The sequence below is a fragment of the Glutamicibacter sp. genome, from assembly GCF_035257265.1.
In the GTDB taxonomy this organism is placed as follows: Bacteria; Actinomycetota; Actinomycetes; order Actinomycetales; family Micrococcaceae; genus Glutamicibacter.
In genome coordinates, this window is sequence record NZ_DATEXC010000026.1 from 62,503 (window position 1) to 78,285 (window position 15,783).

Below are 15,783 nucleotides of genomic sequence, written 5' to 3' on the forward strand. Positions count from 1 at the left end.
TACCTAGTAGTTCACGACCTGACCACGAATCTGCGCCAACCAGCGCAGTGTTCCACCATGCAGGCTGAGCACCGGGGCAAGCGTCGCTGGCCTCGCCGCGTTGAGCGTGAGTGCGGCGCGAACCGAGCGTGGCCCGGTTTTGCAGACCGTCACCACGCGGGTTCCTTGCTCCCAAGGAAATTGCTTCCAGGAGTCACCGGACAATTGTTCCAGGGGCATATGAATACTGCCCTCTATAGTTGCCAGGGCACGTTCCCACGATTCACGCACATCGAGCAGGACCAGCTGGCCTTGAGCCCGCAGCTTTTCCACTTCACTCACGTCGATTTCTTCGCCCGGCAAAACCACCGAGCAAGATTGGGGTTCATATTGACCAAGTTCCCGGACCGGCTCACGCTGCGGGTCGCGGTCAAAACTCAAAATCTGCACGTCTGCGGTGAGCGCGTCGTAGAGCCATAGTTTCCCGTTCAACGGTTGTCCCACCTTGGTGATGATTTTCAGCGCTTCGGTGGCCATCAAGGATCCGACCACTCCGCACAGCGCACCGAATACCCCACCTTCGGCACAGGACGGTACCGAATCGGCCTCTGGCATCTCCGGGAAAATATCGCGCAGCATCGGACCGGATTGCGGGTCAAAGACCGAGACCTGACCCGAAAATTGGAAAATTGTCCCCCACACCAACGGTATACCGGTGATTTCCGCGGCATCGCTGGTGAGGTAACGCGTCGCAAAATTATCACTGCCATCGATCACCACATCGTGTTCGGCAAAGAGTTCCAGCGCGTTCGCTGGTGCCAAATATGTGGCATGGCAGTGCACCGTAACCTCACTGTTGAGCTCCTGGGCAAGGCGTTGCACCGACGCAACTTTCAGTGCACCTCGGTCCTGTTCACGGTGCAAGATCTGGCGTTGCAAATTTGAAAGTTCCACACTATCCGGATCGATGACGCTGAGCTGTTTAACCCCGGCGGCGATCAGATAACTGGCAATAGGACTACCCAATCCCCCAGCGCCAATAATCAAGACCTTGGCGTTGGCGATACGGTTTTGTCCGGTGATTCCAACTCCCGGCAGAGTCAGGTGTCGAGAATATCTGGCTAGCTGCGCGGCGGTAAGCTCCCGGGCCAGGCGCGGTTCGGCGCTCACGAGAAGTCGCCAATGAGCGCCTGCATCATCCCGGAATCTGGCGAGGAAGCCAAAGCAAGGTCGCGTTGCACGATGCGTCCGGCCAGCCGTGCCGCGCGGCCTGCACGAACGGCATCACGCATGGCGGCGGCCATCAAGGGCGCGTTATTGGCTCGGGTGACCGCGCTGGCCAGCAGTACGGCGTCACAACCCAGCTCCATGGCTTTGGCCGCATCCGAGGCGGTACCCACCCCGGCATCTAAGATGACCGGCACCGAGGCGCGTGCGGTAATAGTGGAAATATTATGTGGATTGAGGATCCCCAGGCCCGAACCGATCGGAGCACCAGCTGGCATCACCGCGGCCACACCCAGCTGTTCTGATCTCATGGCCATGACCGGGTCGTCATTGGTGTAGGCGAATACCTGGAATCCGTCATTAACTAGTTCCTCGGCTGCGGTAAATAGTTCAATTGGATCCGGGAGCAGGGTGTGTTCGTCGGCGATGACTTCAAGCTTGATCCAGTTTGTTTCCAGAGCTTCACGCGCTAGCTGAGCGGTGAGTATCGCATCCCGGGCAGTGAAACAACCAGCGGTGTTCGGCAGCGGACGCACAGAATTGCGAGCTAAAAGTTCGTACACTAACCCGGATCCGGCAGCGGCGAAATGTCTGATCGATACCGTAGTCAGCTCCGTACCTGAGACGCGGAGCGCTTGTTCTAAAATATCCAGCGAGGTTGCTCCCCCGGTGCCAAGGATGAGTCGAGACGCAAACCTAACCCCGGCAATATTAAATCCGTCATTGTCCATCGTAAGTTCTTCCATCTTCAGCCTCCCTGCGCCGCGGTGACTAGTTCCACTCGGTGGCCAGGCTGCAAGGAAAAATCATTCCACCCACTGCGTGGGACTACTGCAGAGTCCACCGCGACAGCAATGCCCAGACGTGATCCATCGCTGGCTCTGCCTTCTTCGGTGATTTGTTTTCCGGTATGTGCGGCGACCAGTTCACGCACTGTGCTGTTGGCGGGCATGGTGGTGGGTGTGGAGTTGAGGAAAAATTCTATTTCTTGCATGTGTATATCTCCTTCAGGGTGCTGTTTTGCAGGTGGTGGTCGCCAAATCTTTCCGGCGAAACTGCGGCGAGTAGCTGCGCGTCTTGGGGGTCGTTGAGCAGCAACCCGGCGCTGAGCCGTGCTCCGAGAGGGGCTAGCAACACCCCGTGCCGCGAATAGCCGGTGGACAGGACAAGCCCAGCATCCAGCCGGCCAATAAGCGGCCGATCATCTGGTGTGGTGGGGCGCGCGCGGACGATTGCTTCGTTCAGCGTGGTATCCGCGATTCCCGGCACAAGTCTGCGCGCATTGTCCAATAACGCATGTAGTTGTCCCACGTTGACCTGTTCTTGTCCGTCTTCCCGGCTTGAGGCGCCCAGGACTAAACTTCCGTCGGCTCGTGGGACTAGATAGACCGGTTCACGATGCACAATCCCGCGAACAGTCCGCTTGATCAAGGGGAATCGTGTGGAGCCTTGCAACCTTAAGATATCGCCATATACCGGGCGCAGCGCCAGGTTTGACACTCCCGGTATATGCCCCAATCCGGAGGCCAGAAGCACTTGATCTGCAGATATTCGCAGCCCGCTGGCGGTGATTACACCGCTAGTTCTTGCCCCGTGGCTCAGAAGCCCCACCACGGTTTCGTGCACGATGGCGGATCCAAAGTAGCTGATCAGAATGTTCAGCAAAGAGCGCGGATCTAATTGTTGATCTTCGGCGCAGTACATGGCGCCAGCGATGTTTGTCGCCAGCGCAGGTTCAAGTTTGCGTGCGGCGCTGGGCATAAGTCTTTCAACACTGAACCCTAAAGAGTCTTGTAGCCGCTTTAGTTCCAGCAGCGCTTCCATATCCGCTGATTCGGCGGCGATCACCAGAGTCGAATTTTCAACGTAAGCGGCGCGCTGGCCGGTAGCCTGAAAAATTCGATCAATAAAATCAGGGTAAGCCTTGGCCGAACAGGACATCAGCCGGTGAAGTTGGTCTTGGCCCCAGATGGTTTCGGCAGTTGGCGCGAGCATCCCGGCGGCTGCATGACTTGCACCTAAACCGGGAGCCGGATCAATGATCGTGACTTCAACGCCGCGGGTGCGAAGTTCGAAAGCTGTGGAGAGACCGATAATTCCGGCGCCGACAATGACAGTGTGCACGAAGGCAATTCCTTCCTACGGCGGCATGACCCGCATCAGGTGTAGCGGTCGGCACAAAGCCCTCTCAGCCCTCAAGGGCTCCCGCGGAGTACTTGGATTATAAGCACGTCAGGGCTCACGATTACTAACTTCATGACTTCACGGCTGCAGCCGTCCTGTGTTTTACTCGTTGCCATGCCCGAATTTTCTGTCCCGGGAGATTTATCTTCTGATAACTTGGTAGCCGCAAAGATCTTTGACGGTGAAAAGCTGCTACTTACGCAGCGCATTCGCCACGATCAACAGGAGCTCAAACGGCTGCTTCATGAAGACTTTGAAGAAGTTGGCGCCTCCGGCAGAAGCTACAACCGCGCCCAAATTATTGAACAACTCATGGCTGAACCAGTAGAGGAATCACCTACGCTCCAATTGTTCGAGCCCCGCATCTGGCAGCTCAGTGAGACTCTGGTATTACTTCGCTGGAAAACCGGCGCGGACATTCCGAGCCAGCGCACCTCGATTTGGGTCCGTTCGGCCCATGGCTGGCAGTTGCTCTTCCACCAAGGAACCAAGCTGCCCATGATCCCCGCCGATGCTGCGGCCCCGCCTTGTGCCGAGTCAGAGACTCAAGCGTTTGTTCGTCCGTTGCTTCCAAGCGATGCACCCCAAGTTCTTGAGGCTTTTAGTTCCCACCCGGACATGGCGCGGCAAGGTGAGGTTCAAAATCTTGTCGAGGCAGAAAACTATATTCAGCAGCTGCTAAGAAATCCTGAACACCAAGTACCACTAGCGATAGTTCAAGGTCCCGGCTTAGTCGGTTTGGCCTCGGCGAGTATTGATTCCGGAAATCGCAATGCGTGGGTCTGGTATTGGATGCATGCGGCGCATCGCGGTGGCGGATTGGCAAGCCGCGCACTGGCTGCCTTGGCTGACGAGCTTTTTACTGTCCGTCAGATGCATCGGTTGGAGCTGGGTTTGCGGGTGAATAATCCTGCATCCAGAAAGGTCGCCGAGCGTTGTGGTTTTGTGCTCGAAGGCCGGGAACGGGAGAAGTTCTTAATCAACGGTGAGCGTATCGATGTTTTAAATTATGCTCGGTTGGTCACCGATCAGGCCCCGCCCATCACCGCACTGTCCTTACACCCAGCTCGGCAGGATCGATAGTTCGGATCGGTCTGGCAAATGCTGAATCTTGTAACTCATTTTGGACAGTAAAAAGGTGGGGCCGGGCAATCGGTCCCACCTTTTTACTGCGTCAAGCTCTAAATACTAGAACTCGTTTGATGTTGTCGGAGGCGTAGTTGGTGACGGACGGGTTGGAGTCGTCGGTGCTGGACTAGTTGGCACGGTGCCGGTGGTTGCCGGTTCGTCCAACTTGTTCAAATCGATCTTCTCCAAGGTACGTGCCGCCGCATCGCGTCCACCCAGACCGAAGGCCAGGGCTGCTGCCAGTGCCGCGCCAATCACGATGGCGCCGAAGGCCATGTTGATGATCGAGTCGGCCAGGCCCATGTACTTCAGGCCCATCGCCACGAACAGTGCGATGGCGGTGTAGCGGACAATCTTCGAAGCCGTAGTATCGCCCATCAGTCGACGGATGACGTTAGCCAAGACGAAGCCGATCGCGATGATTACTGCGCCGAAGACTACCTTGCCGCCCAGCTCCAGCACCTCGTTGAGGATATTGGTGATTGCCGGGAAGTTCAGCATGCTTGCTGCCATGACGGCGAAGAACAGGATAATTGCGATCTTCACGATGGTAGCGAGGATGCCCGAGGCGCTCTGGCCTTCAGGAACTACTCCCCAACCGGCCACGACGCGGTCAGTACCAACACCACGAAGCGTGGATTCAAGCTGTTTGCCAACAAACTTCGCAATCAGGAAGCCTACGGCGAGAAGTATCAGCGCCATGATGACCTGCGGAATGGCGGTCAGAACGATCTGCAGCATTTCCTGTGCAGGTACCGAGATAGCGGCGATACCGAGAACTTGAAGTGCAGAAATCGAGACAACCAACAGGATCAGTGCAAACACGATGTTGGCGATGACATCCACGATGGTCCGCTGAGTGCGAATTGAAGTTTCCGGATCAACTTCTTCGGCTTCTCCGGGGGTAACTTTCCGGACCAAAGCGCTGAAATCAACAGTGCTCAGACCGGTCTGGATCAGCTGCTTGATGACGTTAGCAATCACGTAGCCAATGATGAAGATGAATGCTGCACCGATGAGGTTCGGTAAGAAGCCCATGACTCCGCCGAGCAAATCTTGAACTGGGGAGAGCACCTCGGTCAGCGCGAAGACCTGGAGAATTGCAACCAGGCCAAAGAGCCAAACAATCAGTCCGGCGACTTTACCTAGGGAGTCGCCGATCTGTTTTCCATCGGTGCCTGGTTTTTGGAGGAACTTAATCTTGGTGACGAGCTTGGAAACAGCCCATTTAACAACTTTTGCGATCAACCAAGTAATGATGAGAATTACTAGCGCGATAGCTACTTTTTGTAGCATCGACGCCCAGTCGATGTTTCCTAATACGTTCTGAGATTGCATTACTGCTCCTTCAACGTGGGGATAATTTAGACCCTACGACGAGGATTATTTGCTGACTAGGGCAAACTAGCTGCCCGGGGTGGGCAACTCGAAGAATTTCACGTAATTCACCTTCGGATTTAGTGGTGAAATTAGTAAAGCCCTGCGCTTTCGATAGTCTTCTGCGCTTGATAACTACGAATCCAGTGATACTTAAAATTATTTTCAGATCGTAAAAACAAGTGACCAATATGTGAGTTCCCTGTATAGATAAAAGTAAAAACCCGCCATGAGCAATGCTGAGCTATGGCGGGTCTAAAAATTCATTTAGTGCAGGTAAAACTAACTTTTGGTTATTTCACTGGTGACCTTGGCACCCAGTTCGACCGTGCGCGAAACGGTGCAATATTTATCATGTGAGAGCTTCACGATGCGTTCGACCATACCTGCAGCTTTACGCCCCTCTTCGGTGTCCGGGAATCTGAGATCAAACCCGAGACGGATGTCCTCCATCCGGCTGGCTCCATCCTCAGTGAGTTTGTCGCCCGATGCTGTCACTTCAAACTTCTCTGGTTCGCTTCTCCGAGTCGTGGCAACGTCAACATCGATACTCGAACATCCGGCGATGGCCGCCAAGAGAAGCTCAACCGGGGTCAGCAGCCCCTCAGCCTGTCCGAACTCGATACTCGAACCGGTTGCGGCACTCGTGGCCTTATACGTACGTGATGCGGTCCGCACTACACTGACTTCACGAACTTCGCGACTATTTTCACTCATAGTGTTATCGTCGCATGACCTTGGCTCCGACACCGGAATGGCGCAGTGAAATTTTTGCCGCGGGTCCGGTGCTCAACTTCTCCTCCGCGGAAAGCTCGAATCCACAGCTGCGGAAAAAATCGATTCCTGCGGCGTTCTGCGCATTGACTACCATCTGCACATTATTTTGTTTCGAATAGGCAAATGCCACCAATGCTCTGCCTACACCAGCGTGGCGGTGTTCGTGGTGAACCCACAATAATTCGACCCGTTCATCTCCCATGGACATAAACCCCACGATCCGTGTCCCGAGCTGAGCAACGTACACCAGCGATCGTTGTGCATAAACGGTTTCGAGTGTGGAGGCCACTGAATTCAGATCGCTAGCGGAGAGAAAATCTCGCCGCCCCTCAACCGATGAGCGCCAGACATCTAATAGTTCAGGCACTTCTTCGACCCCGGACCAGGGACGGATCATCAACACTCCGTCCGCCGAACTCTGCGATTCCTCGTCAGACTCAGAACTCACTGAATTTTCCTCCTTCAACAGTTCCAAGGCGCTACTTACTGAATCGTAACCTAGTGCTTTGACGGCCCTCACATCAACTATAAAAATAGGTTAGGCACTAAAAGGTCACCCACCGCAGTGTTTGCCGCACTAGCCTAGTCGCTGGAATAAGCCATCTATGCGTTGCTTCGCCCCCGGCGCACACCAAACACACGTAGTGAGCTAGACAACACTGGCAGTCTTGGGCATTCTTATTTCATACCCAGTGCTTTTGTGAATTTACGTTTTCACAACTGAAAACACGACTACTGCCGTGCGACGGTGCACTATTTTGGAGGATCACCCATGTCCGAGGCTTACATTATCGACGCACTCCGCACCCCAGTAGGACGCCGTGGCAAAGCGCTGTCGCAGGTTCACCCCTTGGATCTTGCTGCCACCCCATTAGCCGAGCTGGTGCGCCGAAATAATATCGACTCGGAACAATATGACGAGATCATCCTAGGGTGCATCGATCAAGTTGGTCCACAAGCAATGGACATAGCCCGCAGCGCGTGGTTAGCCGCGGGGCTGTCCGAGCAAGTGCCCGGTACCACCGTTGAACGTCAATGCGGATCCGGTCAGCAAGCAGTCTCCTACGCCGCTCAAGCTGTCATGAGTGGCAGCAGTGACCTCGTTATCGCCGGCGGCGTGCAATCGATGTCAAGCATTCCGTTGTCCTACTCCAACGTGGCCGCGAAAGAATTCGGATTCGCTGATCCGTTCAGCGGCTCAACACTGTGGTCCCAGCGTTATGGAAGCCAAGAAATTTCGCAATTCCGCGGGGTGGAGATGATGGTTGACCGATGGGGACTTTCCCGGAAAAATCTTGAAGACTTCGCAGAATTCTCTAATCGGCGAGCCCTTCACGCACAGCGTGAAGGATACTTTGACCGAGAAATCCTGCCGATGGCTGGCTTAGAAATCGATGAAGGGCCCCGAAAGGTGGACCGGGCAAAAATGGCATCACTTGCCCCAATCATTGCTGGCGGCCAGCACACCGCTGCCACGGCTTCGCAAATGTCTGACGGTGCTGCGATGCTACTCATTGCCTCCGAAGCTGCGGTCAAACGCTATGGGCTCGCACCCCGAGCCCGGATCCACCACGTATCAGCACGCGCCGATGACCCAGTCATGATGCTTTCGGCCCCCATTCGAGCCACCGAACATGCCTTGGCGCGCACGGGGATGAGGTTGCAAGATATGGATCGCATCGAAATTAATGAAGCTTTTGCTGGCGTCGTCCTCGCATGGCAACACGAGACCCAAGCAGATATGGACAAGGTCAACGTTAATGGCGGAGCTATCGCTCTGGGTCATCCGATTGGAGCTACCGGAGCCCGCTTGCTGACCTCATTGCTGCATGAGCTTGAACGCAGTGACACCCAGTGGGGACTGCAAACCATGTGCGAGGGTGGCGGGCAAGCAAATGTCACCATCGTCGAAAGACTCTGAAACCACTCACGCGACCTTTCGATCAGGAGCACCGCTGATGAACTATGTACCTCCCGCAGCCGCAGAAACCAGCAGCACCATCGGAGCCCTTTTACGCCGGAGCACCGCACGAAACCCCGAGGCGGTAGCCTTGCTCTTTGAGGACCGGCGGTGGACCTACCGTGAGTTAGAACTTGCGGTACAGCGAGTCGCGAGCCGGCTGATGGATGCCAGCCTTCCTCGGGGCTCACGGGTAGCAGCTTACGCAGCAAATTCAGATGCTTATGCGATCCTCTTTTTGGCTTGTGCGCTGACCGGATTAGTCCACGTGCCGGTGAACTTCGCATTGAAGGACAAGGAATTGAGCTACTTGCTCGAAGATTCCGGGGCGGTGCTGGTAGTCACCGACGAACAGCGCGCCTCGCTGGTGCACCAGGTCATGGAACAGGGCCAGACACCGGCCGTGGAGCAAGTTTGGGCGCTGCTTCCCACCACGGAGCACCAGGACTCCATTCTGGCTACCGCTATGGATCCAAACGCACCGGTAGCGATGATGCAAAATGACCATGTCGCTAGTTCAGATCTGGCCCAGCTTCTCTATACCTCCGGCACTACCTCCGCACCTAAAGGCGCGATGATGACCCACGCATCGCTGATGGCACAATACGTTTCGGCGATTATCGCTTTAGATCTCACCGACGAGGATCGACCACTGATCGCGATGCCGTTGTATCACTCGGCGGCCATGCACGTTTTCTTGCTGCCCTATCTTTCCCTGGGTGCCAGCATTACGCTTCTGGCAAAACCGGACATTGCGCAAATGCTTGAGCTGGTCGAGTCAGAACGAATCGGTTCACTATTTTTAGCCCCTACGGTGTGGGTACCGCTGAGCAACCACCCGGATCTAGCGACCCGCGACCTTTCCTCGTTGGCGAAGGCACAATATGGTGCCTCAATCATGCCGGTCACCGTATTACAGCGGCTACGTGCCCGGTATCCGGAGATCGCCTTCTACAATTGCTTCGGTCAATCCGAGCTCGGCCCGCTATGTTCAGTCCTGCGACCCGAAGAACATGAGGCACGCCCTGCCTCCTGTGGCCGCCCGGTGTTCTACGTCGAAGCTCGGGTCATCAACTCCACCGGCGGCATCGCACAAGCGGGCGAGCCAGGCGAGATTCAATATCGTTCCCCACAAGTAATGCTCGGCTATTGGAACAAACCAGAAGCTACCGAAGAAGCGTTCGTTGACGGTTGGTTCCGCTCAGGAGATCAAGTGACCGTGGACAGCCGCGGCTACATTCAGGTGGTAGATCGGATCAAAGACGTTATCAATACCGGCGGTGTGCTCGTGGCGCCACGTGAGGTGGAAGATTGCATCTACGAACTTGATCAGGTCGCCGAGGTGGCCGTGCTTGGGGTAGCCGATGAGCGGTGGATTGAAGCGATCACCGCCGTGGTAGTTCTCAAAGAAGGCGCGCAGTTGACGGCCGAGTCCGTGCGCAGCCATATTAGAAGCCGCATCGCAGACTACAAGGTTCCCAAGCGGGTGGATTTCGTCGCGCAGCTGCCACGCAATCAATCGGGCAAATTACTCAAGCGCGACCTGCGTGCCCAACGTACCGGTCAAGGAGAACAAGGATGAGTTCAGAACCATCAAGACGGTACGAGCTAAGCGAAAATCTCGACACGGATTATTTCTCGGCCTTCGCCGACGCCACCGCGCAAGACCGCGAATTTTGGAATACCGCCAAAACCTATGGGGCAGAAATATTGCCGCAGATCAACAAGTACTGGGAGCAAGCGCACTACCCGGTCCAGCTGGTACGCCGGATGGGTGAATTGGACCTGCTGACCGACGGGCTGAATATCCCAGGGCACCGGGTGATGTCTCCGCTGGCCGCCGGGTTGGTAGCTATGGAAATATCCAGGGCCGATGGTTCGATGGCTGCCGCGGCCGCGGTGCAAGGTGGGCTGGTCCTGCGCAGTCTGGTGCTCTTTGGCAGTGCCGAGCAACAGGATCGCTACCTCCAACCGCTGGCTTCCGGCGAATTACTGGGCGGGTTTGCACTCTCCGAGCCCGGACATGGCTCTGATTCGGTGGGTTTAGCCACCTCGGCACGCCGTGAAGGTGACCGGTGGGTTCTGAACGGTCATAAAAAATGGATCGGCAATGGCGCCGCCGGTGGGATCACCATTATCTGGGCGCGAGACGAAGCTGATTCGCAAGTTAAGGGTTTCATCGTTGACCAGCAAACAGCGGGATATTCAGCTGTTGTCATTGACGGCAAAGGGGTGCTGCGTGCCATCGACCAAGCCGAAATTTCCTTGCAGAACGTCTCAGTGGGTCCTGAAGCCCTGCTGCCTGCGGTCACATCTTTTAAGGATGTGTCCCGCGCGTTGGTAGAGACTCGGGTAAACGTGGGGTGGTCCGCGTTGGGTCACGCAGTGAGCATGTTTGAGGCGTGCCTGCATTATTCAAAAAGCCGTACCCAATTTGGCAAGCCCCTAGGTGCACATCAAATGGTCCAAGAACGGCTGGCACAAATGCTGGCAGAACTAACAAATATGCAGTTACAGTGCCGAGCGGTGGCCGTCGCGCAGGCGGTAAATAGTTTGCTCCCTGCACAGGCGTCGCTCTTGAAATATCACAATACGCGAGCGGCCCGGCGCATCTCGTCGATCGCGCGGGATCTGCTTGGCGGCAACGGAATCTTATTGGAAAACCATGTGATTCGGCATCTTGGTGATGTTGAAGCGTTGCATACCTATGAGGGAACCGAATCCATCCAAGCCCTTATTTTAGGCCGGGACCTCACCGGGTTCAGTGCATTCAGCTAAATCACTAGTTAGAGGTTCTTCCGCGTCTCAGGCTGCAACAGCTGCATCCAATGCTCAAGCGCCTGCGCCAAGATCTCCGGCTGGTCAATGTGCACGTTATGTCCCGCGCGCTCAAGTTCAAGGAATGAAGCATTGGGGTAGCGTTTTAATAGCTCCTTGGCATCTTTGAATCCCACGATGTGGTCTTGCATTCCGCAGGCGATCAGTACCGGCATATTCCACACCTGGTCACGGTCTACCGGCAGTGTCTCCAAGTAATAGCGTTTGGATAGGTGTGCCATCACGCGCAGATCTGCGCTGAGCACTCCGGGCAGCACATGTTTTTCGAATTGTTCCCAGTTTGCGCGCGTTTGGAGTACCGACATCTGCGCATAGTGGCCGGCGTTGACGGTACCCAGCTCCGCAAGCAAAACCTCGTCTTCGTGGATGATGCTGCGCGCCGGTAGATTGCGTTCTTCGGCCGCTGGCCGAATCACTGGAGCGAGTAGCACCAGGCCAAGAATTTGGCTTTCAAAACGGTCCGCCATCTCCTGCGCCAGCAAACCCCCAAGCGAATTTCCGATCAACACAAAAGCTTGCGTACCGAGTTGGCTTACGAGCAAATTCTGCAGCCAGTCCGCAATCTCCGGCAATCCTGACTTTCCGGCGAGCGCCGGGGTCCCGCCGAAGCCGGGAAGGTCAACATAGATACGTTGCAGGTTTCCAGGGCGGGCTAACTGTTCATCCAATGCCAAGAGTATCCGGTGATCGACGCCATTACCGTGGACCAGTACCACCGGTAGGCCACTTCCGTGGATCGCGGCGATGCCTTCGGGGAGCCGATTATCTTCGGGTTCTACGGGGTTCATACTCGTCCTTCGTTAGTTTCCTGGGCCGTGAAGCGTGCGTGGCCAAACACCGCAGCCACAATCATGGACTGGCCCACCACGTAGCTGAGCATGATCCAAAATGAATGAGCAGGCACCTCAATGCCGGCAAAGGAACGCAATGCAATCAGCGCATCAGAAATGAAGAAGATCGCTCCACCAGTTCCGGCGAGTGCTCCCAGTCCAGTTGAGAGCAACGCCATCAGCGTCAAGGCAAGACCATAGATTACTACCGGATAAAGCAATGAGCCGGCGTGCGGAGCACAGGCGAATACCAGCCATCCGAATCCGAGTGCATAGGGGATGACCCAGCGAGGGCGGCCGAGTACCGAGCGACGCCAGTATGGCCGCAACGCCTGCAGATAGCACAGCTGTGCGAGTAGGAAGCAGCCAACCATCGTCAAAAAAGCTTGGTCCCCGGTCATGAATCTCGGGAACAGATCACCCAGCCAAGAACATCCCAGGGCTAATAACACCCACCGCACCAATTTGCTGCGCGGCCTGTGGGTAGCCATCAATAACACCACCGCGAGCGCTGGCATCAAGAAGATCTGTGTGAGATTCGCCAGCACCTCGTCTGGAGCAATCATTTGCGCGGTCAAATGAATGAGGCTGACAGCGCACAACACGAGCGCGCTAATAACGACGCGGGGGTCACCTGCCAGATGAGTTTTCATCAGTCCTATCCCGTCGGCAGGTATCCACTACGGCCACCGATGGGTTCGAGACTATCCGTTCAGGCGACGTTGGGCAACGAAGATAAATTGCCGTCCCGGTCTGTCCGGGGCGTCGTATACCCCGCGGATGTCGAATCCGGCGGCATTCAGCGTGGCTTCAATATGCTCACGGCTTCGATAACGCAGCGTGGATTCGGAGATCAATTCGGTCCCGTCCTCGAAACGAAAGGTTTCGCGGAAGCGCAAAAGTTCGTTGGCGTAACCAAGTACCTGAACCCAGGTAGTCACCGCTCCCTGCCCTGCAACCATTGTCGTTTCGCGAGTTAGTTGCTCGGTCCAGCGTTCCCACGCCCGCAGTTCTGGGCGCCGTGCCTCGAAGATCAGAGTTCCTTCTGGTTTCAGCGCCAGGGCAATGCGCTGCAAAGTATTTTGCCATTGCGCATCATCGGTGAAGACCATGGCAACGTTTGCGGTCATGACCGCCGCATCAAAATCCGCTGTCGGCAGATCGTGCACCGTACCGTGCACCCAGTGGACCCGCGCTGCCGCAGGCTTTTTCCGCGCTACGGCCAAGGACGCATCGGCCGGGTCGACTCCGGTCACCTCAAATCCTGCCGCAGCCATGGTGCAAGCGAAGGTTCCAGTTCCACACCCGACATCTAAAATTTTATGGGCGTCCAGTGCTGTGATCAGTTGGGTATAAGTCTCCAGATCACTGCGATCTGGATCGAGCGGGTCATAGAGTCGAGCAAGTAGCTCATCAGTGAAGTTTGCGTCTACTACCGGTTCATTAGCCATCATTACCGACCCTCGCCACTGGGAGTACACAAAATTCGTTTCCAGAGGGGTCCTGATAGACCCGCCAGGCCAGCTCTCCCCAGTTTGGGTGCAGCTCGCGGCCACCATGACGCATGATTTCTTCCGCTATATCCTGTGCATCGTCGCCGGATTCCAATCGCATATCCAAGTGCATCCGATTCTTGGCCGGTCCCTTAGCCTCTCGTTCCGAGGATATTTGAAGAACCGGACCATGCCCGCTGCGGTGGCGTAAGGAACCGGGTTTACCGGCAAGATCCTGATTCCATCCGCTAAGCCACTGCCAGAACCGGGTATCGCGAGCAACGTCTGCCGATTCCATCGTCAAGGCGACGATGGGTCCGGTAGCTAAATGGTTGTGATCGTCTTCCAGCACGTAATACGCATTGCCTTCGGGATCTGCCAAGACGCTGCGTGGAACATCATGTTCTTCACTGTTCTGGTGCAGCGCACCGTGGGTTGATGCTTGTGCGATTCTCCGGGACTGTTCGGCCTCGGCAGACACACTGAGGTGCAGCCGCATCGGGTCGTTGGGTGCGTCGGGAACCCGTTGAAAGCACAGGTCTAGGGTGGGGCCCTCATGGATTTTCAGGCGTGTTTCAAACCCTTGAGGATCTTCTCCCAAAAACGCGCAGCCCAAGAGTTCCTGCCAAAACCGGCCGTGAGTCTGGGGGTCCACCGAGTCGAAAACAATGTTTTCCAAATACATGTGCTCAGCCTACCGGGAGGCAGAAGCACGAATCGGTGCGAATCGTGATTAGTACTCGGCGTCTGGGTACTCGGCACGAGGCTAGCGGTTGCTCAGTGAAATAGCCTGTCCAATACTCGAATCATCGTTTAACGCATGAAGCAGATACGCGGCCAGATCCGAGCGTGTGATGGTGCCACCTAGCGTTCCAGCCTCCGACGCCGTCAGCGCCTTCCAACGACCGGTAGCTTCATTATTAGTCAGCCCCGACGGGCGGACAATCGTCCAAGCCAACCCGGAGGAGGTGACATGCGCTTCTTGCGCATTATGATCAGCCAGTGGCTTGGCAAGCGCCAACAACATCACAAAGCGCAAAAAACCGGGTAGTTGAGAACCAGAATCCCCGGCACCCAAGGAAGACTGCACGACCAATCGCCGCACCCCCGCAACTTGCATCGCCCCAATGACAGTCTGCGTCACCAATGCCCGCTGCTGTGGCACCTTCTTCGCGGCGCCGACGGTAAGAACCACCGCGTCGGCCCCCGCCACGGCATCACGCACTACCTGCGGATCCGATGCATCACCGGCGAGCGCACGCACCGAGTGCGGAGCCTGGCCACTGCGTGAAAGCACCGTCACCTCGTGCCCGGCCTGCTGCGCCAGCTTCGCAAATTCTGCCCCGGTCCCCTTGGAACCACCCACCACAGTAATCTTCACCAAAACTCTTTTCCCGAGTGGATATGAACCTGCCGTGCAGACAGTTTATCCTCGCCCACGGGTGCAGCTCCAAAAATTCGGTACCATATGCACAGGTCAGCAATGCCGCACCGGCAACAAGTAACTTTTGGGAGAACACCATGTCCTACCTTGTCGATTTCAAAGATGTCTCTATCGTGGGCTTGGAGTCCTCTCCGGTCGCCGAAGCGCTCGCCGGACTGCGCGCCAACGAAGCACGGTATTTGAAGAATAAGTTCGATCACGACTTCGTGGTCAGCGACGCCAGCGAATCAGCACAGACCATCACTTGGGTACACGGCATTTTGTTCAAGGAACGAAACCTGCAGATCGGTTCGCCGGTGTTGCAGGCCTCAATGTTTGAAGCCGATGGAGCTAAACGCGCTTACCTGTTTTACGAATCGGGCTTGTCAATCAACGTTCTCTACGGCCTGGCCGAGGGCGAGAAGCGTGCGGTCGGTTTTAAACTCTCCGATGGGATGGAGATACCGCAAGAACTCGCAGACAAGTTCAAATTTGCGCGGCAGAAGTCCAAATTGGCCGGCACTATCCGCGGATCCTACTTTGTTATTAAGGGTGAGCACTAGAAAA

Annotated in this window: 17 protein-coding genes and 1 riboswitch; of the genes, 5 read left to right on the forward strand and 12 right to left on the reverse strand. The window is 55.9% G+C overall.

The annotated features are described in order from the left end of the window. Window positions 1–3 precede the first annotated feature (3 nt). The 4 genes from VJ369_RS05705 to thiO form a co-directional block, all read right to left on the reverse strand. On the reverse strand, window positions 4–1,149 hold the full coding sequence (locus tag VJ369_RS05705) for a ThiF family adenylyltransferase (RefSeq protein ID WP_324091137.1): 1,146 nt from the start codon (window positions 1,147–1,149) through the stop codon (window positions 4–6). Continuing rightward, entirely contained in the window at window positions 1,146–1,952 is an 807-nt protein-coding gene (locus VJ369_RS05710) for a thiazole synthase (protein WP_324091138.1), read from the reverse strand. The genes VJ369_RS05705 and VJ369_RS05710 overlap by 4 nt, the downstream gene beginning before the upstream one ends. Before the next feature lie 2 nt (window positions 1,953–1,954). Then, window positions 1,955–2,200, reverse strand: coding sequence for a sulfur carrier protein ThiS (gene thiS / locus VJ369_RS05715; RefSeq protein ID WP_324091139.1), 246 nt, complete (start codon window positions 2,198–2,200; stop codon window positions 1,955–1,957). Continuing rightward, complete coding sequence (gene thiO / locus VJ369_RS05720; protein ID WP_324091140.1) at window positions 2,188–3,330, reverse strand: glycine oxidase ThiO; 1,143 nt, start codon at window positions 3,328–3,330, stop codon at window positions 2,188–2,190. Before thiO ends, thiS begins: the two co-directional genes overlap by 13 nt. Then, a riboswitch (TPP riboswitch) is annotated at window positions 3,326–3,425 on the reverse strand. Its footprint overlaps the gene before it by 5 nt. Window positions 3,426–3,462: 37 nt before the next feature. Here thiO and VJ369_RS05725 point away from each other — a divergent pair. Beyond that, complete coding sequence (locus VJ369_RS05725) at window positions 3,463–4,473, forward strand: GNAT family N-acetyltransferase (protein ID WP_324091141.1); 1,011 nt, start codon at window positions 3,463–3,465, stop codon at window positions 4,471–4,473. Between the two features lie 105 nt (window positions 4,474–4,578). Here VJ369_RS05725 and VJ369_RS05730 read toward each other — a convergent pair whose 3' ends face one another. From VJ369_RS05730 to VJ369_RS05740, 3 genes are all read right to left on the reverse strand, one after another. Continuing rightward, entirely contained in the window at window positions 4,579–5,856 is a 1,278-nt protein-coding gene (locus VJ369_RS05730) for a mechanosensitive ion channel (RefSeq protein WP_324091142.1), read from the reverse strand. Between the two features lie 321 nt (window positions 5,857–6,177). After that, complete coding sequence (locus tag VJ369_RS05735) at window positions 6,178–6,612, reverse strand: OsmC family protein (RefSeq protein WP_324091143.1); 435 nt, start codon at window positions 6,610–6,612, stop codon at window positions 6,178–6,180. A 4-nt stretch (window positions 6,613–6,616) separates the two neighbouring features. Continuing rightward, the gene (locus VJ369_RS05740; protein WP_324091144.1) at window positions 6,617–7,120 is read right to left on the reverse strand and encodes a GNAT family N-acetyltransferase; all 504 of its coding nucleotides are present in this window, start codon (window positions 7,118–7,120) and stop codon (window positions 6,617–6,619) included. 324 nt (window positions 7,121–7,444) lie between these two features. On the opposite strand from VJ369_RS05740, the gene VJ369_RS05745 reads away from it, so the two are divergent. The 3 genes from VJ369_RS05745 to VJ369_RS05755 are packed head-to-tail and all read left to right on the forward strand — an operon-like array spanning window position 7,445 to window position 11,410. Then, entirely contained in the window at window positions 7,445–8,593 is a 1,149-nt protein-coding gene (locus VJ369_RS05745; protein WP_324091145.1) for an acetyl-CoA C-acetyltransferase, read from the forward strand. Window positions 8,594–8,630: 37 nt separating this feature from the next. Next, window positions 8,631–10,214: a fatty acyl-CoA synthetase gene (locus VJ369_RS05750; RefSeq protein WP_324091146.1), complete on the forward strand. Its 1,584-nt coding sequence runs from the start codon at window positions 8,631–8,633 to the stop codon at window positions 10,212–10,214. Continuing rightward, window positions 10,211–11,410 (forward strand): acyl-CoA dehydrogenase family protein, encoded by a 1,200-nt coding sequence (locus VJ369_RS05755; protein WP_324091147.1) that lies wholly within the window; start codon window positions 10,211–10,213, stop codon window positions 11,408–11,410. Before VJ369_RS05750 ends, VJ369_RS05755 begins: the two co-directional genes overlap by 4 nt. 8 nt (window positions 11,411–11,418) lie before the next feature. Here VJ369_RS05755 and VJ369_RS05760 read toward each other — a convergent pair whose 3' ends face one another. The 5 genes from VJ369_RS05760 to VJ369_RS05780 all read right to left on the reverse strand — a co-directional run bounded on the left by VJ369_RS05760 (window position 11,419) and on the right by VJ369_RS05780 (window position 15,174). After that, window positions 11,419–12,258: an alpha/beta hydrolase gene (locus VJ369_RS05760; protein ID WP_324091148.1), complete on the reverse strand. Its 840-nt coding sequence runs from the start codon at window positions 12,256–12,258 to the stop codon at window positions 11,419–11,421. Next, window positions 12,255–12,953 carry a lysoplasmalogenase gene (locus tag VJ369_RS05765; RefSeq protein WP_324091149.1) on the reverse strand — a complete coding sequence of 233 codons (699 nt, stop codon included), beginning with the start codon at window positions 12,951–12,953 and terminating at the stop codon, window positions 12,255–12,257. Before VJ369_RS05765 ends, VJ369_RS05760 begins: the two co-directional genes overlap by 4 nt. A gap of 51 nt (window positions 12,954–13,004) precedes the next feature. Further along, entirely contained in the window at window positions 13,005–13,754 is a 750-nt protein-coding gene (locus tag VJ369_RS05770; RefSeq protein WP_324091150.1) for a class I SAM-dependent methyltransferase, read from the reverse strand. Next, window positions 13,744–14,478, reverse strand: a complete 735-nt coding sequence (locus VJ369_RS05775) for a VOC family protein (protein WP_324091151.1) — start codon at window positions 14,476–14,478, stop codon at window positions 13,744–13,746. The genes VJ369_RS05770 and VJ369_RS05775 overlap by 11 nt, the downstream gene beginning before the upstream one ends. Before the next feature lie 81 nt (window positions 14,479–14,559). Continuing rightward, the gene (locus tag VJ369_RS05780) at window positions 14,560–15,174 is read right to left on the reverse strand and encodes an NAD(P)-binding oxidoreductase (RefSeq protein WP_324091152.1); all 615 of its coding nucleotides are present in this window, start codon (window positions 15,172–15,174) and stop codon (window positions 14,560–14,562) included. Window positions 15,175–15,314: 140 nt separating this feature from the next. On the opposite strand from VJ369_RS05780, the gene VJ369_RS05785 reads away from it, so the two are divergent. Continuing rightward, window positions 15,315–15,779: a phage tail protein gene (locus VJ369_RS05785; RefSeq protein ID WP_324091153.1), complete on the forward strand. Its 465-nt coding sequence runs from the start codon at window positions 15,315–15,317 to the stop codon at window positions 15,777–15,779. Window positions 15,780–15,783: the final 4 nt, after the last annotated feature.

Bases quoted from the DNA above. Each gene is read 5' to 3' on its own strand.
- VJ369_RS05710 (WP_324091138.1), bottom strand. From the start codon at position 1,952: ATGGAAGAACTTACGATGGACAATGACGGATTTAATATTGCCGGGGTT.
- thiS (WP_324091139.1), bottom strand. From the start codon at position 2,200: ATGCAAGAAATAGAATTTTTCCTCAACTCCACACCCACCACCATGCCC.
- VJ369_RS05725 (WP_324091141.1), top strand. From the start codon at position 3,463: ATGACTTCACGGCTGCAGCCGTCCTGTGTTTTACTCGTTGCCATGCCC.
- VJ369_RS05730 (WP_324091142.1), bottom strand. From the start codon at position 5,856: ATGCAATCTCAGAACGTATTAGGAAACATCGACTGGGCGTCGATGCTA.
- VJ369_RS05735 (WP_324091143.1), bottom strand. From the start codon at position 6,612: ATGAGTGAAAATAGTCGCGAAGTTCGTGAAGTCAGTGTAGTGCGGACC.
- VJ369_RS05745 (WP_324091145.1), top strand. From the start codon at position 7,445: ATGTCCGAGGCTTACATTATCGACGCACTCCGCACCCCAGTAGGACGC.
- VJ369_RS05750 (WP_324091146.1), top strand. From the start codon at position 8,631: ATGAACTATGTACCTCCCGCAGCCGCAGAAACCAGCAGCACCATCGGA.
- VJ369_RS05755 (WP_324091147.1), top strand. From the start codon at position 10,211: ATGAGTTCAGAACCATCAAGACGGTACGAGCTAAGCGAAAATCTCGAC.
- VJ369_RS05760 (WP_324091148.1), bottom strand. From the start codon at position 12,258: ATGAACCCCGTAGAACCCGAAGATAATCGGCTCCCCGAAGGCATCGCC.
- VJ369_RS05765 (WP_324091149.1), bottom strand. From the start codon at position 12,953: ATGAAAACTCATCTGGCAGGTGACCCCCGCGTCGTTATTAGCGCGCTC.
- VJ369_RS05770 (WP_324091150.1), bottom strand. From the start codon at position 13,754: ATGATGGCTAATGAACCGGTAGTAGACGCAAACTTCACTGATGAGCTA.
- VJ369_RS05775 (WP_324091151.1), bottom strand. From the start codon at position 14,478: ATGTATTTGGAAAACATTGTTTTCGACTCGGTGGACCCCCAGACTCAC.
- VJ369_RS05785 (WP_324091153.1), top strand. From the start codon at position 15,315: ATGTCCTACCTTGTCGATTTCAAAGATGTCTCTATCGTGGGCTTGGAG.